The sequence below is a fragment of the Bacillus cereus group sp. BfR-BA-01309 genome, assembly GCF_022664315.1.
In the GTDB taxonomy this organism is placed as follows: domain Bacteria; phylum Bacillota; class Bacilli; order Bacillales; family Bacillaceae_G; genus Bacillus_A; species Bacillus_A mobilis.
In genome coordinates this window covers 183,381-210,113 of record NZ_JAKUHE010000004.1, presented here as the reverse complement: position 1 = coordinate 210,113, position 26,733 = coordinate 183,381, and the positions used below count along the sequence as shown (strand labels likewise).

Below are 26,733 nucleotides of genomic sequence, written 5' to 3'. Positions count from 1 at the left end.
CAGTGAGAAGGAGTAGTAGTAATAGAAGCTGGTTTAGAGAGTTGACGGTCGGTGCAAGTCAATCCACGTTTCGTTATGAACTCGCCTTTGAGTTGCAGTTGTGAAACTATTAGTAGCAATTGCCGTTAATCCACGTTACGGATCTAAGCGAATGTATATTTGTACATTAATTTAGGGTGGTACCGCGGGAATCTATAACCTCTCGTCCCTTTCTAGGGATGAGAGGTTTTTTGTATTTTGGGCGGTGAAAATAAATAGAATTTCAAGGAGGGTATCTCATGAGCTTTAATCATCAAGATATTGAGAAGAAGTGGCAAGGGTACTGGGAAGAAAATAAAACATTCCGTACGCCAGATGAGACAGAAAAACCAAAATTTTATGCACTAGATATGTTCCCATATCCATCAGGTGCAGGCCTACACGTAGGACATCCAGAAGGTTATACAGCGACAGATATTTTATCTCGTATGAAGCGTATGCAAGGATATAACGTTCTTCATCCAATGGGATGGGATGCATTCGGTCTTCCAGCAGAGCAATATGCACTTGATACTGGAAACAGCCCGGCAGAATTTACAGAGATTAATATTAATACGTTCCGTAATCAAATTAAAGCATTAGGCTTCTCTTATGATTGGGATCGTGAAGTAAATACAACAGATCCAAACTACTATAAGTGGACACAATGGATCTTCCTAAAACTATTTGAAAAAGGCTTAGCTTACGTTGATGAAGTACCTGTAAACTGGTGCCCAGCACTTGGTACAGTACTTGCAAACGAAGAAATCATTGACGGTAAGAGTGAGCGCGGCGGACATCCAGTTGAGCGTCGTCCGATGAGACAGTGGATGTTAAAAATTACAGCTTACGGAGATCGTCTATTAGAAGATCTAGATGAGCTTGATTGGCCAGAAAGTTTAAAAGATATGCAACGTAACTGGATCGGTCGTTCTGAAGGTGCAGAAGTACACTTCAACATCGACGGTACAGATGAGAAGTTCACAGTTTTCACAACGCGTCCTGATACACTATTTGGTGCGAGCTACTGTGTACTTGCTCCGGAACATGCACTTGTTGCTGACATTACAACAGCAGAGCAAAAAGAAGCTGTAGAAACTTACATTAACGCTGTAAAAATGAAGAGTGACCTAGAGCGTACAGAACTTGCGAAAGAAAAAACTGGTGTATTCACTGGTGCTTACGCGGTTAACCCAGTAAACGGTGAGAAATTACCAATCTGGATTGCTGACTATGTTCTTGCAACTTACGGAACAGGTGCTGTAATGGCAGTTCCAGCTCACGATGAGCGTGACTATGAATTCGCATCAGTATTCAATCTTCCAATGAAGGAAGTTGTAAAAGGCGGAGATATTACGAAAGAAGCATACACAGGTGATGGTGCACACGTAAACTCAGCATTCCTTGATGGTTTAAATAAAGAAGAAGCAATCGCAAAAATGATTGAATGGCTTGAAGTAACGAGCGCAGGAAATCAAAAAGTAACGTACCGTCTACGTGACTGGTTATTCAGCCGTCAACGTTACTGGGGTGAGCCAATTCCAGTAATCCACTGGGAAGATGGCACAATGACAGCTGTGAAAGAAGAAGAATTACCATTAGTTCTTCCGAAAACAGAAAACATCCGTCCTTCAGGTACAGGTGAATCACCACTTGCGAACATTGAAGAGTGGGTAAATGTTGTTGATCCTGAAACTGGTAAAAAAGGTCGTCGTGAAACGAACACAATGCCACAATGGGCTGGTAGCTGCTGGTATTACCTACGTTACATCGATCCAAACAACAGCGAAGCGCTTGTAGATCCTGAAAAAGTAAAACAATGGCTTCCAGTTGATATTTATATCGGCGGAGCGGAGCACGCTGTACTTCACTTACTATATGCTCGTTTCTGGCATAAAGTATTATACGATATCGGTGTAGTTCCAACGAAAGAGCCGTTCCAACAATTATTCAACCAAGGTATGATTCTAGGTGAAAACAACGAGAAAATGAGTAAATCAAAAGGTAACGTTGTAAACCCTGATGATATCGTAGCAAGCCACGGTGCAGATACACTTCGTCTATACGAAATGTTCATGGGACCATTAGATGCTTCAATCGCTTGGTCTGAAAATGGTCTTGACGGAGCTCGTCGTTTCCTAGACCGCGTATGGCGTCTATTCATTCAAGATAACGGTGAATTAAGTGAGAAAATTACTGATGCACCAAATAAAGAGCTTGAAAAAGCTTACCACCAAACAGTGAAGAAAGTAACAGAAGACTATGCAGAGCTTCGCTTCAACACAGCGATTTCTCAAATGATGGTATTCATCAACGATGCATACAAAGCTGAAACACTTCCGAAAGAATATGTAGAAGGTTTCGTAAAAATGATTGCACCAGTTGCACCTCATATCGGGGAAGAACTATGGAGCAAACTTGGATACAATGAAACAATCACATATGCAAGCTGGCCAACATTTGATGAGTCTAAACTTGTAGAAGACGAAGTTGAAATCGTTGTTCAAGTTATGGGCAAAGTTCGCGCAAAACTAACAATGAGTAAAGACGCATCAAAAGAAGAAATGGAACAACTTGCACTTGAAGCAATTCAAGATCAAATTGAAGGAAAAACAGTTCGTAAAGTAATTGTAGTTCCTGGCAAACTTGTTAATGTTGTTGCAAACTAATGAATGAAAGAAAAGCTCAGAGCGGTTATGCTCTGAGCTTTTTTGTGTAGAAAATAATTTCAGGATCTCCTTCATCTAAATTTTCAACTATTCCACTACGTACAAATAAAAGAGCGGAATTCCAATACAGACAAACACCTATTTTTCTATAGGAAATATGATAAAAAAGGTAGGCTAAATTGAGTAGAAGAGGTGAAAGGAATGAAAGGGATGGACAATAATGCACCACATGGCTTCTTCGGAGGCGAATCGGACAGTTATACACAAATGATGTTAATGGGAGGAGCTGGCCAACAAGGGTACGGTGGAATTCCGAGCTGGATGGGTGGAGCAGCAGGAGGATTTCCAACATCGGTAGCTGGCATGCAAACTGGAATGCCTACATTAATGGGAGGTTTTTCGACATCAGGGGCTGGAATGCCTACAGTAACAGGAGGATTTCCGACATCAGTAGCTGGCGTACAGACAGGAATTCCAGTAGGAGTACCAACTACATTTCCTTCTTTCGTTGGAGGAGTGCAGACAGGATTTCCGGTACCGGGAGTAGGTGTTGTAGCAGGCGGAGTAGGTGGTTATCCGCAAGGTGTTCACGGTCACCATGTACATCACCATCATCAAGGCCAACACGGCCACCATGTACACCATCACCACCAAGGCCAACACGGTCATCATGTACATCATCATCACCAAGGCCAACAAGGCCATCATGGTCACCACCACCAAGGTCACCATGGTCATCATCATCACCAAGGTCAGCACGGTCATCACCACCATCACGGATATCAACAACAAGTACATCACCACGGTCAACACCACATTCATCCACAAGCTGTTCTTTACCAAACGCATCAAGGCCATCATGGTCACCACCACCAAGGGCAACAAGGTCACCATGGTCATCACCACCAAGGGCAACAAGGTCACCATGGTCATCATCATCACCAAGGGCAACAAGGTCACCATGGTCATCATCACCAAGGGCAACAAGGTCACCATGGTCATCATCACCAACAAGGCCATCAAGGCCAACAAGGTCATCACCATCAAGGACACCAAGGCTATCAAGGTCAACAGAGCCATCAAGGTCAGCAGGGTCAACAACAACAATATCAGCAATATCAACAACAGCAACAATCTTCTCCTTGGACAGGTGGAATTGGAGCAGGAGGAGCAGGGGCAGCAGCAGGAGCGGCTAGTATTGGCGGAGCAGCAGGACACGCGGGACACGTGGGTCATTAATGACTTGCAGAAAAAAAGACATAATAAAAAACTGCTAGGAAATCCTAGCAGTTTTTTTCAGCTTCTTGGCGTTGGCGTTCGATTTCAGCACGAAGTTGTGGCTCTGGTGCCTGCCAGCCTTCCGGTTTTAGAATTTTGCCATCGCCTTCGCGGAATCGAGGTTTCCCATCAGGGAATAATTTTGCCATGTTTGCATTATTTACAATTTCGAATCCTTTATCTGGACGTACGCCCATTTCGGCAAACGTTCCGAATGCAAAGTAAATAAGATCAATCAGTGCATCATATTGATCTTCAACAGTCGTTGCTTCTAGAAATTCTTCTAGCTCTTCTTGCATAAAACTTGCACGGATTTTTGCACGTTCTTCTGCTAATTTTGTTGGAGTATTTGTCACAGGATGTCCGAACTCTTCATGCATTTTTGCAACAAGTTCGTATCCTTTATCTAAACCTTTTTCGATTGTCATGTTGTTTCATCCTTTCTCGCTTTGTGCCGAATCTCATTGTAACATATGGTGATTATGAAATGAAAAAGGACTGTCCAAAAGTTTCATCTTTTAGTTCAGATGGCGTTAGTGAAAGATTATATCGACAGAACGACAAAACATATCCTGTTAATAAAAGAAAGCCATCCCGGAATACTTTTGGGACGGCCCTGCTCGTTATTTTTCTTCTTTTATTAAAATGGATAAAATAAGGTCGATGCCAAACATACCAACGAGCAACATTGGTATAACGACAAGTAAATAACGTGTGAAGGAAACATTTTTTAAGTATGTATGAGCAAATAAAAAGACGCCGAGAAATAAAATACCATTTAAAATAGGCTTTACTAATTTTTTAGACATAAGCTCCCCCATAAATATCTTCTCTCTCTATCTAAAATAAAAACTCCTCTTTCCGTTGTATCATGCCGGAGAGAGGAGTTCAATCATTTCTCATTCAATTACACCAGAATTTGTAATATTTACGGTGTATTTTACAGTAACAGGGACATTTTTGTACATCTGTTTCCACTCTTCTAACTTGAATGGACGGTAATGTTGTTTATATTTTGCTCCTAGTCCGAGGGGATCAACGTCTAAAGATTTAAACTGCTTAATTAATTTAGCAGCTTGTGTATCTAATTGTTTTTGTACATTTTTTTCAATTTTTTTTGAGTTCTTGTTATTTTCTAAGTTAATTTGTTTCGATAGTTCTTGAATGCGTGCCTCAAGATGAACGTGAATGAAGAAAGAAGGTTTTCCGTTTTTAATCTTAATATCGTAAGTTGGTACAGAACGAATATTATTAATCATTACGTACGCAGAATCGGTTTTAAATTCATGTGAATCTAATTTATGCTTCTCTAATAATCCTTTAAATATGAACATATCCTTTTCCGCAATTTTCCCGATATATTTATCCTTTTTAAAAAGACCAATTCCATTGATTTTTATTTTATCACCATGTTTTTTTAAAATTGGAATATAGTAGTCTTGCCCTTCTTGATAATAACGGAATGCTCCTACATGCAGATTATCCGTTGGTAAAGGGCCAGTTTCCATGTTATGCTCTAACAATTTCTTCATATAAATTGCAACGTTGTATGAAGTTGTATATTTCCCTTTTAAAAGTTCTGTACCGTTACCTTCAAGTAAAGCAACATATAAAGCGTTCCCTATGTTCACATCTCGAAGTAATGTATCGAATGAAGTAGACATTCCTTTTTTTGCCAGTGGTATAGTATATAGAGCAACACGCATTTGTCCGCTAGCAAATGGTTGAGAAGATTCTAAAGATGTGTCTGCTTTTACTTGTTTTACGGCATTTGCGCTGCCTTCAAAAACTTGAACTTTATTTCCTTTTTTCTGAATGGGACAAACGAATGTCACTTTTACTTTATGATCCTTTGCTACATCAAAAACGGTTCCTTGAATAAGTTGTACATCATCGATAATATTTTTTTGTAAGCATCCAGTTAAACTGAAAAGTGCTATACAAGAAATAAGTATTAATTTGCTTTTGATTTTTTCCATTTTCTTTTCACCCACACAATAATAAATAGGATTGGGATGTATACATAAATGAGCCAAAAACTAACTTTTGATGCATTACTAATAAAGTTATTAATATCGTGTCTGTTCGTTAAAAGTTGTGAAACAATAAGAGTGATAATGATAAAAGCGATTAAAACACCTCTTTGTTTTACACGGAATATTTCGTGAGTTGCTCTCATTGACGCCCATAAAGGGAGGATAAAACTTGAAATAATAACGAGTGCATAGCCTGATATTGCGATATATTCTAGCCTTTCTATGAAGGGTAATTGAATGACTTGAGTCATGGAAAGTTGCGACCATATCGTTTTTAACAATTGTTTCTCACTAAAAAATGCAAAGGCTAAAAGGGTACTAAATAAATATAGAAGATTTGAAAATAGTGCCCCGAGTTGAGCGTACTTATGAGATTGCATAGGCTTTTTCACGAATGGATAAACCATGAGGTAAATCTCAAATCCTGTCATACTGTAGATTGACATATGGGCGGATTTTAAAATATCTGAAAAAGAATGTGTGAAAATAGGTAGTAAATTCTCCCAATGTGAGTATTTTAAAACGAATAAGCTTAGAAATAAATATCCTAGTGTACCCCCAACAGAGATGACGCAAATACCAGTAATGACACGGAAGCCAGAAGAAATAATGTAATAACTAACTAAGCATAAAAAGAGTGTTAACATAAAGGTGGAAGCAGTTGGGAACATCCATACTTGAATAATTTCAACATACGTTCGAATGACGGAAATACTGACGATTAAAAAATAAGCTGCAAAGATGATATTAAAGAGGTTCCCTATCCACTTTCCGAATGTTTGTCGTTGTAAATCAATTAAATTCCCGTTTGTTTCTTTTAATAAAAAATACATCATCCATATAAGGATATGGATAAATACCCCTGTAATTAGAACCCCTATCCAGCCGTCGTATCCAGCAGCTTTCGCAATAATTCGAGCGAAGCCGAGAACGCCAGCTCCAAACTGTGCACCGTGAATTAAGAAGAAAACAAAGACAGGAGATATTTGATATTTTTCTTGAACTTTACTCATCAATGCACCTCATTTCTTAATCATCAAAATCCGATCTATGTTTTGTTGAAATCCCTTTTGCTGCTTTTTTTACATGTTGTGGCCTTGCTTGTACATCCCTTGTATCAATCATTGTTAAGGGAAAACGAATCCAAGAATCTTTAACAGATTGTTGTCTTGTCGGATAAAACAAAGCGTACGGCTTACGTAAGGAAGTAAGTCTAAATAGATGAGTAAATAAAAAGATAAATCCAAGAGAAATCCCGAAGAGTCCTCCTATTTCTGCAAAGATGAGAAACGGGAATCGTAGTAATCGAACAGCATTACCCATTTTATAAATAGGTGTAATAAAGGAAGCAAGTGCTGATAAGGCAACGATAATTAATAAAATATTACTCGTTAAACCAGCTTGTACAGATGCTTGCCCGATTACGATACCGCCTACAATACCGAGCGTTTGACCAACTTTCATCGGTAACCTTGCGCCAGCCTCTCTCAATAAGTCGATTGCAAGTTCTAAAAAGAGTGCTTCAATTAAAGGTGGGAACGGTACTTGAGCTCTTGATAAAATCAAAGTTTCAAGTAAATCACTTGGAATAAGTTCATAATGATAATTTAAAACTGCAACGTATAACGGTGTAGCACAGATTGAAAATAGAACGGCGATTAATCTTAAAATCCTCGAAAATGTAGCATATAGCCAAGAGACGTTATAGTCTTCTGGCGAAATGAAAAAATCGAAATAGGATACAGGCGTTAGTAAAACGCTTGGAGAACCATCCACAAAAATAGCGATTTTCCCATCAATGAGTGCTTTTGTAACTCTATCAGTGCGTTCTGTATTGATATAGAGAGGGAAAATTGACTTTTCACCCATTAATTCTTGTATATAAGCACTATCATTAATTTGATCATATTCAAGAGCGCGTAATGACTCCTCGAGAAAATCTACATTATCTTTTTCAGCGAGGTTGTCTAAATACATCATGACAACTTTTGTTTTGGAAAACTCACCGACAATCATTTCTTTTGTTTGTAAATCTAAAACAGGAAGCCGTTTTCGAACTAAATTAATATTTGTATCAATATCCTCTACGAAACCTTCTTGAGGACCGATAACAGTCGATTCGTTTAAGGGAGGAGTTGGTGCACGATAATTATCAATCGCGATGTTTGCAAGCATACATTTTTGATCTTGCTGGTTTAATTGAATAATCGCATGTCCTTTTAACACCATATCCTCAATTTTTTGTAAATCGTTTGTAATTGTAATCCCGCTCATCGGAATATGTTCTTTCAGCTCTTCTAGTGAGGCGTTAGGTCGTTCTAAAAGAGTAGGCATTAAATACTTTTGTAATTTCTCACCATCAAGCGAAGGTCGATAGTAAGAAATCCAATAAGGCATCGTTTCATCATCAGATGTATGGTAATTAACAAAATCACTAGACTTTTTGAGCTTTTCTATTAAATCTTGTAGAGAATGAATACGGTCTTTTCCTGGTTTCGTAAAATCATAAATACTATTATTTCCAGCGTTTTGCTGCTGGTTTTGATCCGAGTTACCTTGTTTAGAGCTTTGCTGTTGATTTTGATCCGAGTTATTTTGTTTAGAACTTTGCTGTTGATTTTGATCCGAGTTACCTTGTTTAGAGCTTTGCTGTTGATTTTGATCCGAGTTATTTTGTTTAGAACTTTGCTGTTTATTTTGATCCGAGTTATCTTGTTTAGAACTTTGCTGTTTCTCCTGATTCGAGTCGTCTCGTTTAGAACTTTGTTGTTTATCCTGAGCTGAGTCGCTTTGCTTAGAACTTTGCTGTTTATTTTGATTCGAGTTGTTTTGTTTAGAACTTTGTTGTTTATCTTGATTCGAGTCGCTTTGCTTAGAATTTTGCTGTTTATCTTGATTCGAGTCATCTTGTTTAGAGCTTTGTTGTTTATCTTGATTCGAGTCGCTTTGCTTAGAATGTTGTTGTTGATCCTGACCCGATTCGTCTTGTTTAGAGTGTTGTTGCTGCTGATCCGAGTTGTCTTGTTTAGAATGTTGTTGTTGTTGTTTATCCTGAGAAGGCTCTTTGTGCTCCTCTTTTTCTTGCTCGCTATTGTTACCTTTATTATGTTTCATACTTCTAGTTTGTTCTTTGTTATCATCCTCTTGATTGTTAGGTTGTTGCTCCGAGTTATCTGTTTCGTTTTTCTCTGTTGTATTTGATTTTTTTTTCTTACGTAGCCAATTCCAAATCATATGTATTCCCTCTTTAATTGTGTAATATAGTGCTATTTTGTGGCTAATTTTGTATATTATTCATTTATTTATGAAAAGAAGGAGGAGATTGGTTTGCATAGAAAAAATCCTTTAGTAAGCAGTTCATACTATAACGGGGAGAGGGAGAGTCTGTGCAAATTGTAAAAAAAGAGAAGTTTATTTTAAAAGAATTTACGTTTGAAAATGGTAGGGAAATGCCTGTTCAAATGGGGTATGAGACGTATGGCACTTTAAATAGAGAAAGGTCAAATGCGATTTTGGTTTGTCATCATTTTAGTGCAACGAGTCACGCGGCAGGAAAATATATAGCGCATGATGAGGAGTCTGGTTGGTGGGATGGTTTAATTGGACCTGGAAAAGCAATTGATACAAATAAATACTTTGTTATATGCACTGATAATCTTTGTAATGTGCAGGTAAAGAACCCTTATGTGATTACAACAGGACCAAAATCAATTGATCCGAAAACTGGAGATGAATATGCGATGGATTTCCCGGTTTTTACATTTCTTGATGTAGCTCGTATGCAATATGAGTTAATAAAAGATATGGGAATCGCAAGGCTACATGCTGTAATGGGACCGTCAGCCGGCGGGATGATTGCGCAGCAATGGGCTATTCGTTATCCTCATATGGTAGAGCGGATGATTGGTGTTATTACGAACCCACAAAATCCAATTATTACGTCAGTAAATGTAGCGCAAAATGCTATTGAGGCCATTCAACTAGATCCAAGTTGGAGGGGCGGAAAATATGGAGAAGAGCAGCCAATGAAGGGGCTTCATTTAGCAAATAGAATGATGTTTATGAACGCGTTTGATGAGCATTTTTATGAAACAACATTCCCTCGTAATAGTATAGAAGTAGACCCTTATGAAAAGGTTTCTACATTGACATCATTTGAGAAAGAAATAAATAAAGTGACATATAGAGGTATAGAGTTAGTAGATGCAAATTCATGGATATACACGGCGAAAGCAGTTTTATTACATGATATTGCGCATGGATTTTCGTCTTTAGAAGAGGCACTGTCTCATATAGAAGCAAATGTACTTATGATTCCGTGTAAACAAGATTTGCTTCAGCCGTCACGTTATAATTATAAAATGGTAGACATGTTGCAAAAACAAGGGAAGTATGCGGAAGTATATGAGATAGAAAGTATAAATGGGCATATGGCGGGAGCGTTTGATATTCATTTATTTGAAAAAAAGGTTTATGAGTTTTTAAATCGGAAAGTGTCTAGTTTTGTGTAGAAAATAAATGGTGTGAAAAAGGTGCAATGTATGTAGTAGGCACCTTTTTTTACATAATTTGTAGACGGAAAATATATGTGGCAATTGCTATACCGAAGAACGCTATACTAAGTAATAAAAATAAGAATGATATTTCTTGTGGCGATTTTATCTTTTTATTATTTTTCATACTAAGAGCAATAATTGCAGCGATTAAGAAAATGATGCCGGTAATGAAAAGAAAAAGTGTCATTTTCATTGGCTCCTTTCATAAAACAAGTATATTGAGGATACAATGCACGAGTTATGTTTGTAAAGAATAAGTTTTGTGGGAAAATTGAGAAATAATTTTTCCGTTCTTTGCGTTCTTTCTGTCGCATGCTAAAATTGATTAGACATGCTTTTTTAAGGAAGAGACTAAAGGTTTTATTGTATATAAGGAGGAACGAAATATGACAGAAGTTAAAACAATTACTACAGAAGAAGTGCAAGAACGTTTAGAAAATGGTGAAACGTTATTTTTAGTAGACGTAAGGGAAGATGAAGAAGTAGCAGCAGGGAAAATTCCAGAAGCTGTACATATTAAAATGGGTGATATCCCAAATAAAGTAGATTTCTTTGATAAAGAGAATGAATATATCTTTATTTGTCGCTCGGGAATGCGCAGTGAAAATGTATGCCATTATTTAAATGAGCAAGGATTTAAAACAATGAACATGGTTGGCGGTATGCTTCAATATGAAGGTGAAACGAAATAGGTAGTTTAAAAAACTTGAAACGTGTTTGTTTCAAGTTTTTTTCTTTTGCATACAGTATACAAAAGGGGGAGGGGTAAATGGGGATTAACATGCGTAAAGTAAAAATTATTAACAATACAGGAGCTGTTAATGTTGGCGACTGTTATAATATCGCACCTTTAGCTGTAGCAAAAATATATGCAGGTGCTGGAGGTTCGAGTGCGGCAGTTTTTTTAAATGGGAAAAGGCAGCAAGAAGCAGTGATTCGAACATCAGTGTTTCTTCCGCCGTTAGCAACGAGTACACGTACATTAGGTTCATAGAGGAAAGGTAGAGTGTAATTATGCCTGCTCATATAAAAGAATTTGTTATTGTGAATAACACCGGGAATATATTTACCGGTGATAATTTGAGTGATACGTCATTTACTGCTTCGAAGTCGTATAGTGGTTCAGTCGGGTGTACGTGGATTGATGTTGTTACAGTAATAGGAACGGAGACGAAGCTTTGCTTGCAGCCAGGAGATTCGGTGACGACAACATATACGCGAGGTACTCCTGCTGGTACTGTAACGGGAACAAATACAGGGCAAAGTGTAAATACATCGAGTATATCGCAAGCTGTCCCTAATACAGATAATATGGATTCAGTTGCTGGACTCCCTTAAGAAATTAAGGGGGTTTTTATTATTTAAAATAAAAATAGTCTTTGAGTTTGTTTTTGAAAATACATATTAAGAAGAAGAGGTTTGTTTAATGTAAAAAAGATGGTGTGCAGGTGGTGAAAGTGTGAGAGAGCGCGATAAAAAACATTCATTAAACTCTAATTTCAGAATTTCACCAAATCTTATTGGGCCTACCTTTCCACCCGTTCCGACGGGATTTACTGGCATTGGGATTACTGGCCCAACCGGTCCACAAGGCCCGACTGGCCCTCAAGGACCAAGAGGATTACAAGGTCCGATGGGGGAGCTGGGCCCGACAGGACCTCAAGGTGTGCAAGGGATACAAGGGCCAGTTGGACCAATAGGTGCAACGGGACCAGAAGGACAGCAGGGGCCACAAGGATTGAGAGGACCACAAGGAGAAACAGGAGCGACAGGATCTCAAGGTGTGCAAGGGTTACAAGGTCCGATTGGTCCAACCGGAGCGACTGGGGCACAAGGTATACAGGGGATACAAGGGTTACAGGGACCGATTGGAGCTACTGGACCAGAGGGTCCACAAGGAATTCAAGGTGTGCAAGGGTTACCGGGTGCAACTGGTTCGCAAGGTATACAAGGGCCTCAAGGGATACAAGGCCCACAAGGACCGAGTGGAAGTACAGGTGCAACAGGAGCAACGGGTCAAGGGGTTACAGGCTCAACTGGCATAACAGGTCCAACAGGAATCACTGGCCCATCAGGAGGACCTCCTGGTCCGACGGGGCCAACTGGTGCGACAGGTCCGGGTGGTGGACCGAGTGGAAGTACAGGAGCGACAGGAGCGACAGGAGCAACGGGAAATACAGGAGTAACAGGAAGTACAGGTGCAACTGGAGCAATGGGAAATACAGGTCCGACAGGAAGTACAGGAGCACAGGGCTTGCAAGGAATACAAGGAGTTCAAGGGCCAATTGGACCAACAGGTCCAGAAGGTCCGCAAGGTATTCAAGGTATTCCTGGTCCGACGGGCGTAACTGGTGAGCAAGGGATCCAAGGGGTTCAGGGGATTCAAGGGATAACAGGTGCAACTGGAGATCAAGGTCCGCAAGGTATACAAGGACCTATAGGACCTCAAGGTGTAACAGGAGCAACAGGTGATCAAGGTCCACAAGGAATACAAGGGGTACCAGGTCCAACAGGAGAAACAGGACCACAAGGAGTGCAAGGAATACAAGGGCCGATGGGAGATATAGGACCAACAGGACCAGAAGGACCAGAAGGACTTCAAGGTCCACAAGGAATCCAAGGTGTGCCAGGACCAGCTGGAGCAACAGGTCCAGAGGGTCCACAAGGAATCCAAGGAATTCAAGGGCCAGTAGGAGCGACAGGACCAGAAGGCCCGCAAGGAATTCAGGGAATACAAGGGATACAAGGTGTAACAGGAGCAACAGGAGCACAAGGAGCAACTGGAATTCAAGGGGTTCAAGGTACTCAAGGGGCAACAGGTCCAGAGGGTCCACAAGGAGTGCAAGGTACTCAAGGGGCGATAGGTCCAACAGGTCCAATGGGAGCGCAGGGAGTGCAAGGTATTCAAGGAATCCAAGGTCCGACGGGTGCGCAAGGAGTACAAGGACCGCAGGGAATACAAGGGATCCAAGGTCCAACAGGAGTAACAGGGGATACGGGTGTAACCGGAGCGACAGGGGAAGGGACTACAGGACCGACAGGAGTAACCGGTCCAACAGGGGTAACAGGTCCTTCTGGAGGACCAGCAGGACCGAGTGGTCCAACGGGGCCATCAGGTCCGACTGGAGTGACAGGTCCATCCGGTGGACCACCTGGACCGACAGGAGCAACCGGTGTGACAGGAGCAACTGGAGATACCGGGGCGACAGGCTCAACAGGAGTGCCAGGAGCGACAGGAGCAACTGGGGTTACGGGTTTACAAGGCCCGCAAGGAATACAAGGAGTGCAAGGGATCCAAGGTCCAACAGGCGCGCAAGGAGTGCAAGGGCCTCAAGGGATACAAGGAGTAACTGGTGCGACAGGAGATCAAGGTCCACAGGGAATCCAAGGTCCTCAAGGAATTCAAGGGCCAACCGGTCCTCAAGGAATTCAAGGGGAACAAGGTCCCCAAGGGATTCAAGGAGCAACCGGAGCTACGGGAGCACAAGGTCCACAGGGGATTCAAGGGATACAAGGAGTGCAGGGGCCGACCGGTCCACAAGGTCCAACTGGAATACAAGGTGTGCAAGGTGACATAGGTCCAACCGGTCCGCAAGGTGTGCAAGGGTTACAAGGTCCCCAAGGCCCAACAGGGGGCACTGGGGCAACCGGAGCACAAGGCCCGCAAGGAATCCAAGGTCCAACTGGAGTCACGGGAGCAACCGGAGCGACCGGTCCACAAGGAATTCAAGGTCCGCAAGGAATCCAGGGTCCCCAAGGTCCAACTGGGGCCACAGGAGCAACTGGTGCCCAAGGCCCAACAGGGGACACGGGGCCAACTGGTTCACAAGGAATCCAAGGTCCAACAGGTCCAACTGGAGCTGGAGCAACTGGGGCCACAGGAGCAACGGGTGTGACTGGAGTTAGTACAACTGCAACGTACTCATTTGCGAATAACACATCAGGAAGTGCTATTTCTGTTCTGTTAGGTGGTACGAATGTACCATTACCGAACAATCAAAATATTGGTCCAGGAATTACCGTTAGCGGAGGAAATACTGTATTTACAGTTGCGAATGCGGGGAATTACTATATAGCTTATACAGTAAATTTAACAGCCTCTTTACTTGTAAGTTCTCGTATAACTGTAAATGGCAGTCCACTCGCAGGAACAATAAATTCACCAGCAGTAGCCACAGGTTCATTTAATGCGACAATAATTGCTAATTTACCTGCTGGAGCTGCTATTAGTCTGCAGTTATTTGGATTAGTTGCAATCGCTACATTATCTACGACAACGCCAGGGGCTACTTTAACTATTATTAGATTAAGTTAATAAGAAGAGAACCTTGGGGCTTTTATGCTTCAAGGTTTTTTATCTCGTTATTTGTAGGTAGTCTAATTGGTTAGGAAAGTTTTACTTTATTCACTTGAGCAAAAACATCGCAGTTCGAAAATATATTATAATAGAATGAAAAGAGAGAAATTTGGCAGAAAGGGAGGGTGGCGATGCAGGAGATGGTTACTGATTTTTTTGAACGCCCACTTCAAGATTTGCGCATATCTGTCATTGATCGTTGCAATTTTAGATGTACATATTGTATGCCGGCGGAAGTATTTGGGCCAGATTATGCTTTTTTGAAAGATGAGTTTTTACTGACGTTTGATGAAATTGAGCGTTTGGCAAAACTATTTGTTAGCATCGGTGTACGAAAAATTAGACTTACTGGTGGCGAGCCGCTGCTTCGTAAAGATTTAACAAAGCTTATTGCACGTCTCGTGAAAATTGACGGGCTATTAGATATAGGGTTAACGACAAATGCGATTCATTTAACGAAACAAGCAAAAGTATTAAAAGAAGCTGGATTACATAGAGTAAATGTTAGTTTAGATGCAATAGATGATGATGTATTTAAGGGCATTAATGGCCGGAATATTAATACGAAACCTGTTATAAAGGGAATTATGGCTGCAAAAGAGGCTGGGCTTGATGTAAAGGTAAACATGGTTGTGAAAAAAGGGATGAACGACCATCAAGTACTTCCGATGGCTGCCTATTTTAAAGAACAAGGAATCACGCTTAGGTTTATTGAGTTTATGGATGTTGGTAGTACAAATGGATGGAACTTTGATCAAGTCGTTACAAAGCAAGAATTAATTGAAATGATTCATAGCGTGTATCCGCTTGAGCCGGCTGAAGCGGATTATTTCGGTGAAGTTGCGAAGCGATATCGTTACGTTGGAACAAATGTCGAAGTCGGTTTTATTACTTCTGTTTCTGAATCGTTTTGTTCTTCTTGTACGAGAGCGAGAATTTCGGCAGATGGAAAGTTTTATACTTGCTTATTTGCGACAGAAGGATTGGATATAAGGGAACTTCTTAGAGGGAATCTTTCGGATGATGAGCTATTAAGTGTTATACAAGATGTATGGATGAATAGAAAAGATAGATATTCGGATGAACGGACAGAAGAAAGTGCAAAAAATCGTCCGAAAATTGAAATGTCTTATATAGGAGGATAAGAAAGGGGGCTATCGTATGCAGGAGCGATATTCAAGACAAATATTATTTGCTGGTGTTGGAGAAGAAGGACAGAAAAAAATTAGAGAGAAACATGTGCTTATTATTGGTGCTGGAGCTCTTGGTGCAGCAAATGCAGAAGCGATTGTGAGAGCAGGTGTTGGAAAAATAACAATTGCAGATCGTGATTATGTAGAATGGAGCAATTTACAAAGGCAACAACTATATACAGAAGAAGACGCAAAGCAGTATAAACCGAAGGCGGTAGCAGCGGCAGAACATTTAAAGGCGATTAATTCTGAGGTGGAAATAAATCCAGTTGTGACAGATGTAACAGTGCAAGAAATGGAAGAGCTAGTGAATGATGTAGATTTAATATTAGATGCGACAGATAATTTTGAAACGCGTCTTCTTATTAATGATATTTCACAAAAGTATAATATTCCGTGGATATATGGTGGTTGTGTAGGAAGCTACGGAGTAACGTATACAATTTTACCAGGAGAAACACCGTGTTTCCGCTGTTTAATGGAGCATCCGGCGAGCGGAGCAACATGTGATACGGCTGGTATTATACAACCGGCAGTACAATTAGTAGTTGCACATCAAATAACGGAAGCGCTAAAAATATTAGTAGAAGACTATGGGGCACTTCGCGAAACGATGTTATCGTTTGATCTTTGGAATAATCAACAGATGGCATTTAAAGTGAATAGGCAGAAAAAAGACACGTGTTTATCTTGCGGAAGATTACGTACATATCCGAGTTTAACATTTGAAGCACAGACGAAAACAGAAGTGTTATGTGGCCGAAATACAGTACAAATCCGTCCAGGTGTGCGGAATGAATTTAATTTAGAAGAAATTAAAAAGCGCTTACAAAGAAGTGTGGATGTAAAGGCTACGCCGTATTTATTATCATTTCCGATAGAGGAATTTCGTTTTGTTTTATTTACAGATGGCAGGGCGTTTATTCATGGGACGAATGATATCAATGTGGCAAAACGTTTATATGCAAGATATATAGGTTGAACCTAAAGGGAAACCCTTTAGATTCAACGGAGATAAGGTTAAGACTTTCTCGTATAATCTCCACTTTTTCCACCTGTTTTTTCAAATAAGTACGTTTCGCCAATAATCATACCTTTATCAACAGCTTTACACATATCGTACACGGTAAGAGCAGTAGCGGAAGCTGCTGTTAAAGCTTCCATTTCAACACCGGTGCTACCTTCTGTTTTAACTTTTACTTCAATAAGTAATCGATATTGTTCTTCGGATTGTTTCCAATCGAAAGAAACGTCAACACCTTTTAATAATAAAGGATGGCACATTGGGATAATATCAGAAGTACGTTTCGCAGCCATAATACCTGCGATTTGTGCAACTGCTAATACGTCACCTTTCCCGATTTCATTATGAGAGATTTTATCGTAAATTTCTTTTGTAACGACAATGCTAGAGCACGCAATTGCAGTTCGAACGGTTGTTTTTTTGTCACTTATATCAACCATCTTCGCGCGTCCTTGGTCATTAAAGTGTGTGAATGAAGACATGGAATTCCTCCTTGAAGTAATTTCTATTTAATATATAAAGTTTAATCGAGATAAAAAAAATTGCAAATATGAGGTGAGAAACGATGGTAGAAAAACGAATTCCGATTCAAGTTGCTGAGGCAGTGGAGAGAGTAATGGAATATGCGAAGAATGGTGAAGTAGAAGAAGTTTCTATTACGGAAAGTTACGGGAGAATTCTTGGAGAAGATGTTGTCTCTGATCATGACGTTCCTCATTTTGATCGTTCTCCTTACGATGGTTTCGCAATTCGGGCAGAAGATACGAAAGAAGCAAATCAAGAGAATTCGATTGAGTTTGAAGTAATAGGAGAAATTGGGGCGGGATTTGTATTTACAGAAGAAGTAGGGGCATTTCAGGCGGTTCGTATTATGACAGGAGCAGCTATTCCAGAGGGTTGTAATGCAGTCGTAATGCTAGAGCTGACAGAAGGTTTTGAGAAGAACGGAAAAACATATATGAAGTTAAAGCGTCCTTTTCATAGTGGTGACAACGTGTCATTTAAAGGGGAAGATATAAAACAAAATCAAGTTCTCGTTAAGAAAGGTGTTGCAATTAATCCAGGTGTTACGGCCTTATTAGCGACGTTTGGATATAGTACTGTGAAGGTTGTGAAACAGCCTGTTGTTGGTATTGTGACGACAGGAAGTGAATTATTAGAAGTACATGAGTCGTTACAGCCGGGGAAAATTAGAAATAGTAACTCGTATATGATTGCCGCTCAAATTATGAAAGCTGGAGGGAAAGTTCGTTATTATGGCCAACTTGCCGACGAGTTAGATGCATGTTTTACAGCCGTTCAATCAGCAATGAATGGGGTTGATATTTTAATTACGACAGGCGGTGTGTCGGTAGGAGATTATGACTACTTTCCGGCCATTTATGAAAGATTACAAGCGAATGTACTCTTTAATAAAATAGCGATGAGACCAGGTAGTGTAACGACAGTAGCTGAAGTTGATGGGAAGTTACTTTTCGGTTTATCAGGAAATCCTTCAGCTTGCTATGTAGGCTTTGAACTATTTGTGCATCCGGTTATAAAAACATATTTGTATGCGAAGGAGCCTCACGTATATAGAGCTGATGCCATTTTACAAAAAGATTTTCCAAAGCCAAATCCGTTTACTCGTTTTGTAAGAGCAAACGTGACAATTGTGGACGGGGCATTACAAGCGATGCCGGTTGGTTTAGATAAATCGAGTGCGGTATCTTCACTTGCTGATGCGAATGCTTTTATTGTGTTGCCTGGAGGAACGAGAGGATTTGAGGCAGGAATGAAAGTATCGGTATTATTGTTAGAGCACGCCGAGGGATGTGATTGGCCATGGGCAAGGCCCCTTCAATCTTACAAATAGTAGGGTATCAAAATAGCGGGAAAACAACGCTTGTTGAGAAAATAGTGCATGCGTTAGCTGAACGGAAAATGAAAGTTGCTACCATTAAACATCACGGGCACGGAGGTTTTCCAGAAGTAGCGCAAAAAGATAGTGAAAGGCACCGAAAGGCGGGTGCTGTTGTCAGTAGTGTAGAAGGTGCGGGATTACTTTCGCTGTCGTCATTAAAAGAGGAATGGTCCTTGCGAGAAATTATTCGCTTATATGAGTTTTTTGAAGTGGATACAATTTTAATAGAGGGCTATAAAAAAGAGAGCTATCCGAAAGTAGTGTTACTTCGTTCTGCCGAAGACGTTGAACTTTTACATAAAGTAGAGAATATAGTAGCGGTTATTACGTGGCATGATGCTCCCGCAAACTTACGAGAAGAATATAAAGTATTTCATATAACAGAAGAAGAGTTGTATATAGACTGGTTTGTACAAACGGTAAGGAGTACGCAATGAAAAATACGTATTATGAAGTAATTGATACAGAAATCTTGGTTGAAGAGGTAGCGAAAAAAGTAATTCGCCGTGAATGCGGTGCCGTTACAACGTTTATTGGAACGGTTAGAGAGTTTACGAAAGGGCGTCGTACATTATACTTAGAATACGTCGCTTATAAAACGATGGCAGAAAAGATGCTAGAGAAAATTGGCTTAGAAGTGAAAGAGAAGTGGCCAGGTACACACGTTGCGATTACACATCGCATCGGTACACTGCAAATTTCTGATATCGCGGTTGTTGTTGCTGTTTCAACACCGCACCGTAAAGCGGCTTATGAAGCGAATGAATATATTATGGAACGCATAAAACAAATTGTTCCAATTTGGAAAAAGGAGTTTTGGGAAGATGGAGACTCTTGGATTGGTGATCAATTAGAAAAAACACCATATCCGGCGGGAGAGCCTGGGAAGGAGCTATAAGTATGATTCGAGTATTGTTATTTGCGCACTTGCAAGAGGAAGCAGGAACAAGTGAATTACAAATAGAGAAAGAAAATATTACGGTTGCAGAGTTAAAAGATGTTGTTGCTAAAGAATATAATGTGCCAGTGACAGAACCAATTATGGTTGCGATAAATGAAGAATATGCAAATGAAGATGACAAGATTCAATCTGGTGATGTTGTTGCACTTATCCCACCGGTGAGCGGTGGTTAATATTGGATTTATTAAAACGACTTTCCTACATAGGGGAAGTCGTTTTTTTATGGCATTTTTGCGAACACTAATTTATAGAAAAAGGAGGGTATTATGAAAAAAATATGTGTAGTTATTACAATGATATGTTCGGTCTTTTTCTCTTCTCCAAGTGATTCTTTTGCGAAAGAATCAAGGGAACAGCTTTTAGAAAGTGCATTATCGAATAGGTACTATTCAATTATTAGACAAGTGACAGAAGATCAATATGAATGTGCTTCAGTTATAAATATAAAGCGTCTTGGCAAGAAAGATGAGTTCGTTCCTAGATTTGAAATTACGCTACAATTTCTTACGTTCCAAGGTGCACATAATCCGCCAAATGATAAAGTTACACTTACTTTGGAAGATCATTTAGATCACGTAAAGATAAAGAAGGTGGAGCGAGAAAAGAATGTTTCTGGTGATGTTGCAGAAAAGGTTTGTGAACGTGAAAAAGAAAAAATAAAAGCTCACTCTAATGATTCAGAGTAATAACCCATGACATTCAGTAAAGAAAGGTAATGAGCGATGGACATACTTTTAGCGATTTTACCGGCTCTATTTTGGGGAAGTATTGTGCTATTTAACGTGAAACTGGGTGGAGGACCGTATAGTCAAACGCTCGGTACAACGCTTGGCGCACTTATTTTCTCGATTGTTGTTTATATTTTTGTGAAGCCAGTATTAACTCCTACTGTTATTGGAGTTGGGATTGTGTCAGGTTTATTTTGGGCACTTGGACAGGCGAATCAATTAAAAAGTATTGATTTAATGGGCGTTTCGAGAACGATGCCCATTTCGACAGGACTGCAATTAGTTGCGACGACTTTATTTGGAGTCATCGTATTTCATGAGTGGTCCACGACAATATCAGTCGTCCTTGGCGTTTTGGCACTCGTTTGTATTATTGTCGGTGTTATTTTAACATCACTTCAAAGTGAGGAAGAAAAGAGTGCAGAGCAAGCGGGAAATTTTAAAAGGGGTATTATCATTTTATTGATTTCAACAGTTGGTTATTTAGTTTACGTAGTAGTGATTAGACTTTTTAATGTAGATGGTTGGTCAGCTTTATTGCCACAAGCAGTTGGTATGGTGTTAGGAGGCATTTTGCTTACGTTCAAACATCATCCATTTAATAAATATGCGATACGAAATATTATTCCAGGATTAATTTGGGCAGCTGGAAATATGTTTTTATTCATTTCACAGCCGCGTGTTGGAGTGGCAACAAGTTTCTCGCTATCACAAATGGGAATTATTATTTCAACGCTTGGTGGGATCCTTATATTAGGTGAAAAGAAAACGAAACGCCAATTAATGGGGATTGTTGCCGGTATCGTTTTTATTATTGCAGCCGGAATTATGTTAGGTGTTGCAAAAAGTTAAAGGGGGTATTGAAATGTATAGTGATTTAGCAGGGAAAGTTGTCGTTATTACAGGATCGGCAACTGGTCTTGGAAGAGCGATGGGGGTAAGGTTTGCTAAGGAGAAAGCAAAAGTAGTAATTAACTATCGCTCACGAGGGTCAGAAGCGCATGATGTATTAGAAGAAATTAAAAAAGTAGGCGGAGAAGCGATTGCTGTAAAAGGAGATGTCACGAATGAATCTGATGTTGTGAACCTCATTCAATCTGCTGTGAAAGAGTTTGGTACGCTTGACGTTATGATTAATAATGCAGGGATAGAAAATGCGGTACCATCACATGAAATGCCGCTCGAAGATTGGAATAAAGTAATCAATACAAATTTAACAGGTGCTTTTTTAGGAAGCCGTGAAGCGATTAAATATTTTGTAGAACATGATATTAAAGGGTCTGTCATTAATATGTCGAGTGTTCATGAGAAAATTCCGTGGCCGTTATTTGTGCACTATGCGGCCAGTAAGGGTGGTATTAAACTGATGACAGAAACGTTAGCATTAGAATATGCACCAAAAGGTATTCGAGTAAATAATATTGGGCCAGGTGCAATAAATACGCCAATTAATGCAGAGAAGTTTGCTGATCCTAAAAAACGTGCTGATGTGGAAAGTATGATACCGATGGGCTACATCGGAAAACCGGAAGAAATTGCAGCCGTTGCAACGTGGCTCGCTTCATCAGAGGCAAGTTACGTAACTGGAATTACGTTATTTGCAGATGGTGGAATGACATTATATCCATCGTTCCAAGCAGGGCGTGGGTAATAGAAAAGGACAAAGAGTTTTTAGCTCTTTGTCCTTTTTTCTGCAAAAAAAAATAGCGGTCGGCTATTTTAAATTTAATGATTAATTGTATCTTGAAGAAATTCTGTTGCTTGATGTTCAGAAACATTTTGTACGAGTGCAACTTCGCTAATCATCATTTTTCGTGCATTATCTAGCATTTGTTTTTCGCTCGCATTTAAAGCTCTCTCTTTATTGCGGCGAAGTAAATCGCGAACAACTTCTGCACTATCTTGCAGATTACCGTTTTTCATTTTTTCCATATTCATTGTATATCTTTGTTTCCAGGAAAGTGATGGGTCTGATTCCCCGTTTTGAAATTCAAGAAGTATATCATTTAATGTGCCTTTATCGACGATATAACGAATACCTGATTTTTGTAATTGATCCATTGGAAGCATTACTTGCATATCTTTACTGAGGATACGTATCACACAATATTGACGTATTGTTCCTAATATTTCTTTCTCTTCAATGGCTTCGATGACTCCTGCGCCGTTCATTGGATAAACGATTTTATCACCAATTTGAAACAAATCATCCACCTCCATATGTGGTAACCATCTTTAATGATAACATAAGTGAATAAAAATGTCAAATTTTATATAATAACATAATAATTACATCCGAGTCAATAAGTAAAAACTCTTTTTTTATATATTTTTTTGCTCTTACTTATCTATGATTTTTTTAGAAAAATAGTACAGGTGAAGAAGGGAGGCATATCCACTTATTTTTAAGCATAAAATGTAAAATCGCTAATACAATATACCTAAATCCGTTCTTTGCAAAGGAGGGAGAGAAGGTGGGGCGCACAATAAAAATTGATATTACAAATAAAGTTGTAGCTAAATTTAGACCAGATTGTTTGGAATTATATACGAGTAAATTTATGATAGGTAAGTTTTATGTCTATACTGAAGGTAAACAATATGTGTTAGAAGACGGATATATATATGAAGACGGAAAATTTTATCGCATCATAGATACGCACCGTGGCAATAATCAAGCGGCGGAGGGCTGCGATCTAGGATGGTGTTAACATGATTCGTGTGAAAGTGTTTGATGAAAGTCACGAAAAAGACTTAGAAGACGCTGTAAATGTGTTTTTGAAAAAGATTGATGATAGTAACTTTGTAGATATTAAGTACCAAGTTGGTGTTTCCATTAACGATGATGAGAACCAAATTTATTGTTTTTCAGCAATGATCGTTTATAAAGCATAAAAAAGAGCTGGGTGAGCCAGCTCTTTTTTATGCTTTATGTTGGGACAACGTGTGTCGGTAATACGTTCATAATAGATTGGGGTGTACCTAATTTCTTTGTCGTTAAAAGAGGCTCCCCAGTCTCATGGTTTTGGGCATCTGTACACATACCAAGGTGATAACGATCACCTAAAAATGGATCAATATAAAAACCGTTTTTGAATACTTTATCATTCGGATGTTTTTCATGGTGAATATCAGAGCAGTTAATGCAATAGAACATAGCGTTCATCCCCTTTTTATTTTTGTTTGAAAAAAGTGAGTCGGTAGTCATTTCGCTCCTAAGGAAATGTTGAGGAGAAGAGAAATAACTACCTACTCAAATGGTGGGCATATTCCTTCTGATTTTTCATATCTCGCGTAGTGTCCCCGAGGGAAGGAGGAGAGACGAAATACGCATGATATACGTAAGGCTCTTCTTTCAAGATGAATGATGGAGTTTCATGTTGAGAGAAGTTTTTATTTTTTGTTGCCTTTGTGAGTATATTATGAAGGAATGCTGAGAGGGTGTTTGTCCTGTTGAAAAAATGTTGAGAATTTCTCAACAGTAAAAAAAGAATTAGCGTTGACATGAAACTAAAAGGTGTTATATTATCTAAATGTAACCAAAAGGTGTTATATTTTATCGCTGAATAAAGGAGAAAGAAAATGAAAATGGAACAACAAAATACATTAAATGATATTAAACAAACAATCGTTTTCAACGCGTCTATTCAAAAAGTATGGAATGTAGTGTCAACTGCAGATGGAATCGCATCATGGTTTATGCCAAATGATTTCGCATTAGAGGTAGGACATGAATTTCATGTGCAATCACCATTTGGGCCATCACCATGTAAAGTGTTAGAAATTGATGAACCAAACCATCTATCTTTCTCATGGGATACAGATGGCTGGGTCGTTTCATTTAATCTGAAAGACCTAGGAGATAATAAAACAGAATTTACGTTAATTCACGGCGGCTGGAAGCATTCTGATGAAATCCTTCCAAAACCAAATGCGAAGAGCTCTATTATTCACGAAAGAATGAGCGGCGGCTGGGTAGCGATTGTAAATGAAAAACTGAAAAAGGTTGTCGAAGGCTAAGTGTCCTCATCGGCAGCGAAATACGATGTGTTTCAAGCAATTGCTGATCCAACCCGCCGAGAAGTAATCCGGTTATTAAGTGATAAAGAGTTACCGATTTCCAAAATAACGGATCATTTTCCGATGAGTCGTACTGCGGTTGTAAAGCACCTTCATATTCTTTCAGAAGCGAATTTAGTAAGCGGAAGAAAGAGCGGAAGAGAGAAGATATATCGCTTGCATCCGGAACCATTAGAGGAATTACAACAATGGCTCTCGTATTATGAACGTTTTTGGGATAATAAATTGTCCATGCTGAAACATATTGTGGAGAATGAAGAATAAAAAGAGGATGACCATTTTGGTCATCCTCTTTATTTTTGCTCACTTGTTTGTGTAGCTGGTTTTAATAAAATCCAAGCGATAATTAGTGTAAATACTGCTAATACGAAAGTACTCATATAAATGACGTGTACACTTGATGCTAATGCCTCTTGCGATTCGGTTACTACATTTGCTGTAGTTCCTCCGTGTCCGCCACCAGATACAAGATCAAGATTTTTAATACCACGTGCGTGAATCATCGTATTGAAGATAGTTCCAAAGATTGCAGCACCTAATGTTTGACTAAATGTATTAATAAATGTGTTTAAACCAACGGCTGTTCCGCGTGTATGAGCTGGTACGGCGGCTTGAATTGTTACCATGTAAATCGGTGTCACAAGCCCCATTCCTAAGCCGAATAATCCGACTGCTACATAAATAAGGAACGATGGTGAATTTGTTGATAATGTAAATAATAAGAACGTAGCGACTGATAAAATGCTAGCTCCAAGTAAAATGATTTGTTTCGTTTTTAATTTGCCCACTAAGTTACCTGAGAACATGGCACCGAATGTCCACATAACAGGAATCGGCATTAAAATGAGTCCGGCTTCTGTCGCGTTTTTTCCTAATACACCTTGGCTCCAGATTGGAAGGTATACTGTAATACTAATAATCATGGCACCGGCAATGAGAGTTAGTATGTTTATCGTAGATAATGTACGGTTAGAGAAAAGCGCTAACGGAATTAATGGTTCCGGAGATTTTTTCTCGATGAATAAGAAAAGAATGAATGAAACGACGGCGAAGATTAATAGGCCGATAATTGTTATATCTCCCCAGTTTTGCTTACTGCTACCTGTTAATAATGCGTATAGTAAAGCGATTGTGCTTAATGAAAAGACTGTAGCCCCAAGATAATCGATATGTTGCTTAGATGATTTAATAGATTCTTTGTAATAAATGGCGATCATTAAGCAAGCGATAATTCCAAATGGAACGTTTAAGAAGAAAATATAACGCCAAGAAAGAGAATCAACTAAAAATCCACCTACTAACGGCCCGATAACGCCAGATACACCCCAAACGGCACTCATCCAGCCTTGTGCTTTCGCGCGGTCTCTTGCTTCGCTATATAAGTCGCCGATAATCGTCATTGTGATCGGCATAACAGCACCAGCACCAATACCTTGAAGAGCGCGGAAGAAGATTAATTGTTCCATTGATGTAACGACTCCGCAAAGTGCAGAACCGACTAAAAAGATTGTAGCTCCGATAAGTAAAACTTTTTTACGGCCGAATAAATCAGCGAGCTTTCCGTATATTGGAGTCGAAACAGCTGTTGCAAGCATATAAATTGCATATACCCAACTAACAAGTTCGACGCCTGACAAATCACTCGTTATACGAGGGATTGCTGTACTAACAATCGTTCCTTCTACCGCAGAAAGAAACGTCATTAGCATTAAAGACATCATGACTTTTTTTCTCATATTTTTTCCCCTTACCCTTTTTCAAATATTCAACAATATAAAATATAAAGGTACTAAGGTATATAAAGCAACAAAAAAGCAATGGGAAGTTAAGTGGATCGTATATTTGTCGCTTCTTGTCGGTAAGTCGATATATTTGAAAAATAGCTGATATAAGTTAAAGAATCGCTGATATAACTTCATGTACCTATAAA

The 26,733-nt window shown here is 39.5% G+C and carries 30 protein-coding genes, 1 pseudogene and 1 other annotated feature (1 of these 32 cut by a window edge); of the genes and pseudogenes, 20 read left to right on the top strand and 11 right to left on the bottom strand.

From position 1 onward, the window contains the following. Positions 1–213 (top strand) — a binding site (T-box leader); it begins 7 nt to the left of the window's first position. Positions 214–278: 65 nt separating this feature from the next. Further along, the gene (leuS, locus tag MR115_RS10190; RefSeq protein WP_097819383.1) at positions 279–2,687 is read left to right on the top strand and encodes a leucine--tRNA ligase; all 2,409 of its coding nucleotides are present in this window, start codon (positions 279–281) and stop codon (positions 2,685–2,687) included. A 25-nt stretch (positions 2,688–2,712) separates the two neighbouring features. On the opposite strand, the pseudogene MR115_RS10185 reads toward leuS, so the two are convergent. Continuing rightward, a pseudogene (locus MR115_RS10185) lies at positions 2,713–2,793 on the bottom strand (GNAT family N-acetyltransferase); the annotation flags it as partial. 95 nt (positions 2,794–2,888) lie between these two features. Here MR115_RS10185 and MR115_RS10180 point away from each other — a divergent pair. Next, positions 2,889–3,926, top strand: a complete 1,038-nt coding sequence (locus tag MR115_RS10180) for a hypothetical protein (protein ID WP_242241065.1) — start codon at positions 2,889–2,891, stop codon at positions 3,924–3,926. A gap of 44 nt (positions 3,927–3,970) precedes the next feature. Here MR115_RS10180 and MR115_RS10175 read toward each other — a convergent pair whose 3' ends face one another. The 5 genes from MR115_RS10175 to MR115_RS10155 all read right to left on the bottom strand — a co-directional run bounded on the left by MR115_RS10175 (position 3,971) and on the right by MR115_RS10155 (position 9,235). Next, positions 3,971–4,393 (bottom strand): pyrophosphohydrolase domain-containing protein, encoded by a 423-nt coding sequence (locus MR115_RS10175; RefSeq protein WP_097819381.1) that lies wholly within the window; start codon positions 4,391–4,393, stop codon positions 3,971–3,973. A gap of 195 nt (positions 4,394–4,588) precedes the next feature. Then, positions 4,589–4,774: a hypothetical protein gene (locus tag MR115_RS10170; RefSeq protein WP_000038782.1), complete on the bottom strand. Its 186-nt coding sequence runs from the start codon at positions 4,772–4,774 to the stop codon at positions 4,589–4,591. A 90-nt stretch (positions 4,775–4,864) separates the two neighbouring features. Further along, a complete protein-coding gene (locus MR115_RS10165) occupies positions 4,865–5,944 on the bottom strand; it encodes a Ger(x)C family spore germination protein (protein WP_098763454.1) in 1,080 nt (359 codons plus the stop codon). Continuing rightward, positions 5,920–7,014 (bottom strand): spore germination protein, encoded by a 1,095-nt coding sequence (locus MR115_RS10160; RefSeq protein WP_097819379.1) that lies wholly within the window; start codon positions 7,012–7,014, stop codon positions 5,920–5,922. The genes MR115_RS10165 and MR115_RS10160 overlap by 25 nt, the downstream gene beginning before the upstream one ends. 16 nt (positions 7,015–7,030) lie before the next feature. Continuing rightward, a complete protein-coding gene (locus MR115_RS10155; protein WP_242241063.1) occupies positions 7,031–9,235 on the bottom strand; it encodes a spore germination protein in 2,205 nt (734 codons plus the stop codon). A gap of 152 nt (positions 9,236–9,387) precedes the next feature. On the opposite strand from MR115_RS10155, the gene MR115_RS10150 reads away from it, so the two are divergent. Then, positions 9,388–10,512 carry a homoserine O-acetyltransferase family protein gene (locus MR115_RS10150; RefSeq protein ID WP_242241059.1) on the top strand — a complete coding sequence of 375 codons (1,125 nt, stop codon included), beginning with the start codon at positions 9,388–9,390 and terminating at the stop codon, positions 10,510–10,512. A gap of 49 nt (positions 10,513–10,561) precedes the next feature. Here MR115_RS10150 and MR115_RS10145 read toward each other — a convergent pair whose 3' ends face one another. After that, positions 10,562–10,744 carry a hypothetical protein gene (locus MR115_RS10145; RefSeq protein WP_016085879.1) on the bottom strand — a complete coding sequence of 61 codons (183 nt, stop codon included), beginning with the start codon at positions 10,742–10,744 and terminating at the stop codon, positions 10,562–10,564. A 199-nt stretch (positions 10,745–10,943) separates the two neighbouring features. Between MR115_RS10145 and MR115_RS10140 the strand changes: the two genes are divergently transcribed. The 6 genes from MR115_RS10140 to MR115_RS10115 all read left to right on the top strand — a co-directional run bounded on the left by MR115_RS10140 (position 10,944) and on the right by MR115_RS10115 (position 17,089). After that, on the top strand, positions 10,944–11,249 hold the full coding sequence (locus MR115_RS10140) for a rhodanese-like domain-containing protein (RefSeq protein WP_000141210.1): 306 nt from the start codon (positions 10,944–10,946) through the stop codon (positions 11,247–11,249). A 77-nt stretch (positions 11,250–11,326) separates the two neighbouring features. Then, positions 11,327–11,551, top strand: coding sequence for a spore germination protein (locus MR115_RS10135; RefSeq protein ID WP_242241058.1), 225 nt, complete (start codon positions 11,327–11,329; stop codon positions 11,549–11,551). Positions 11,552–11,571: 20 nt separating this feature from the next. Beyond that, on the top strand, positions 11,572–11,895 hold the full coding sequence (locus MR115_RS10130) for a hypothetical protein (RefSeq protein WP_242241057.1): 324 nt from the start codon (positions 11,572–11,574) through the stop codon (positions 11,893–11,895). Positions 11,896–12,016: 121 nt separating this feature from the next. Continuing rightward, complete coding sequence (locus tag MR115_RS10125; protein WP_242241056.1) at positions 12,017–14,872, top strand: BclA-related collagen-like exosporium protein; 2,856 nt, start codon at positions 12,017–12,019, stop codon at positions 14,870–14,872. A gap of 173 nt (positions 14,873–15,045) precedes the next feature. Beyond that, the gene (gene moaA, locus MR115_RS10120; RefSeq protein ID WP_242241055.1) at positions 15,046–16,059 is read left to right on the top strand and encodes a GTP 3',8-cyclase MoaA; all 1,014 of its coding nucleotides are present in this window, start codon (positions 15,046–15,048) and stop codon (positions 16,057–16,059) included. Between the two features lie 16 nt (positions 16,060–16,075). Beyond that, complete coding sequence (locus MR115_RS10115; RefSeq protein ID WP_242241054.1) at positions 16,076–17,089, top strand: molybdopterin-synthase adenylyltransferase MoeB; 1,014 nt, start codon at positions 16,076–16,078, stop codon at positions 17,087–17,089. Between the two features lie 38 nt (positions 17,090–17,127). Here the strand turns inward: MR115_RS10115 and moaC are convergent, their stop codons facing one another. Continuing rightward, positions 17,128–17,613: a cyclic pyranopterin monophosphate synthase MoaC gene (moaC, locus tag MR115_RS10110; protein WP_097865160.1), complete on the bottom strand. Its 486-nt coding sequence runs from the start codon at positions 17,611–17,613 to the stop codon at positions 17,128–17,130. An 83-nt stretch (positions 17,614–17,696) separates the two neighbouring features. Between moaC and moeA the strand changes: the two genes are divergently transcribed. The 7 genes from moeA (at position 17,697) to MR115_RS10075 (ending at position 22,374) form a co-directional block, all read left to right on the top strand. After that, positions 17,697–18,986 (top strand): molybdopterin molybdotransferase MoeA, encoded by a 1,290-nt coding sequence (gene moeA / locus MR115_RS10105; RefSeq protein ID WP_242241053.1) that lies wholly within the window; start codon positions 17,697–17,699, stop codon positions 18,984–18,986. Then, positions 18,956–19,471 carry a molybdopterin-guanine dinucleotide biosynthesis protein B gene (gene mobB / locus MR115_RS10100; RefSeq protein ID WP_242241052.1) on the top strand — a complete coding sequence of 172 codons (516 nt, stop codon included), beginning with the start codon at positions 18,956–18,958 and terminating at the stop codon, positions 19,469–19,471. Before moeA ends, mobB begins: the two co-directional genes overlap by 31 nt. Beyond that, positions 19,468–19,932, top strand: coding sequence for a molybdopterin synthase catalytic subunit MoaE (gene moaE / locus MR115_RS10095; protein ID WP_242241051.1), 465 nt, complete (start codon positions 19,468–19,470; stop codon positions 19,930–19,932). The genes mobB and moaE overlap by 4 nt, the downstream gene beginning before the upstream one ends. Positions 19,933–19,934: 2 nt before the next feature. Beyond that, a complete protein-coding gene (gene moaD / locus MR115_RS10090) occupies positions 19,935–20,168 on the top strand; it encodes a molybdopterin converting factor subunit 1 (protein ID WP_242241050.1) in 234 nt (77 codons plus the stop codon). 93 nt (positions 20,169–20,261) lie between these two features. Further along, positions 20,262–20,681 (top strand): DUF3888 domain-containing protein, encoded by a 420-nt coding sequence (locus MR115_RS10085; RefSeq protein WP_063262117.1) that lies wholly within the window; start codon positions 20,262–20,264, stop codon positions 20,679–20,681. Between the two features lie 36 nt (positions 20,682–20,717). Then, positions 20,718–21,575, top strand: a complete 858-nt coding sequence (gene glcU / locus MR115_RS10080; protein WP_242241049.1) for a glucose uptake protein GlcU — start codon at positions 20,718–20,720, stop codon at positions 21,573–21,575. A 13-nt stretch (positions 21,576–21,588) separates the two neighbouring features. Then, the gene (locus MR115_RS10075; RefSeq protein WP_242241048.1) at positions 21,589–22,374 is read left to right on the top strand and encodes a glucose 1-dehydrogenase; all 786 of its coding nucleotides are present in this window, start codon (positions 21,589–21,591) and stop codon (positions 22,372–22,374) included. Positions 22,375–22,448: 74 nt separating this feature from the next. Here MR115_RS10075 and MR115_RS10070 read toward each other — a convergent pair whose 3' ends face one another. Further along, complete coding sequence (locus MR115_RS10070; protein WP_097819369.1) at positions 22,449–22,943, bottom strand: CarD family transcriptional regulator; 495 nt, start codon at positions 22,941–22,943, stop codon at positions 22,449–22,451. Between the two features lie 254 nt (positions 22,944–23,197). On the opposite strand from MR115_RS10070, the gene MR115_RS10065 reads away from it, so the two are divergent. Both MR115_RS10065 and MR115_RS10060 read left to right on the top strand, forming a co-directional pair. Further along, positions 23,198–23,434 carry a DUF2553 family protein gene (locus MR115_RS10065; RefSeq protein WP_000533797.1) on the top strand — a complete coding sequence of 79 codons (237 nt, stop codon included), beginning with the start codon at positions 23,198–23,200 and terminating at the stop codon, positions 23,432–23,434. 1 nt (position 23,435) lies between these two features. Beyond that, a complete protein-coding gene (locus MR115_RS10060; RefSeq protein WP_000621751.1) occupies positions 23,436–23,618 on the top strand; it encodes a sporulation protein Cse60 in 183 nt (60 codons plus the stop codon). 34 nt (positions 23,619–23,652) lie between these two features. On the opposite strand, the gene MR115_RS10055 is transcribed toward MR115_RS10060, so the two are convergent. Beyond that, entirely contained in the window at positions 23,653–23,880 is a 228-nt protein-coding gene (locus MR115_RS10055) for a DUF3973 domain-containing protein (RefSeq protein WP_033659785.1), read from the bottom strand. A 431-nt stretch (positions 23,881–24,311) separates the two neighbouring features. Between MR115_RS10055 and MR115_RS10050 the strand changes: the two genes are divergently transcribed. Together MR115_RS10050 and MR115_RS10045 are read left to right on the top strand one after the other, a co-directional pair. After that, on the top strand, positions 24,312–24,743 hold the full coding sequence (locus MR115_RS10050) for an SRPBCC family protein (protein WP_071722477.1): 432 nt from the start codon (positions 24,312–24,314) through the stop codon (positions 24,741–24,743). Next, entirely contained in the window at positions 24,744–25,067 is a 324-nt protein-coding gene (locus MR115_RS10045) for an ArsR/SmtB family transcription factor (protein WP_000098837.1), read from the top strand. A 29-nt stretch (positions 25,068–25,096) separates the two neighbouring features. Here MR115_RS10045 and MR115_RS10040 read toward each other — a convergent pair whose 3' ends face one another. Continuing rightward, positions 25,097–26,539 (bottom strand): MDR family MFS transporter, encoded by a 1,443-nt coding sequence (locus MR115_RS10040; protein ID WP_242241047.1) that lies wholly within the window; start codon positions 26,537–26,539, stop codon positions 25,097–25,099. Positions 26,540–26,733: the final 194 nt, after the last annotated feature.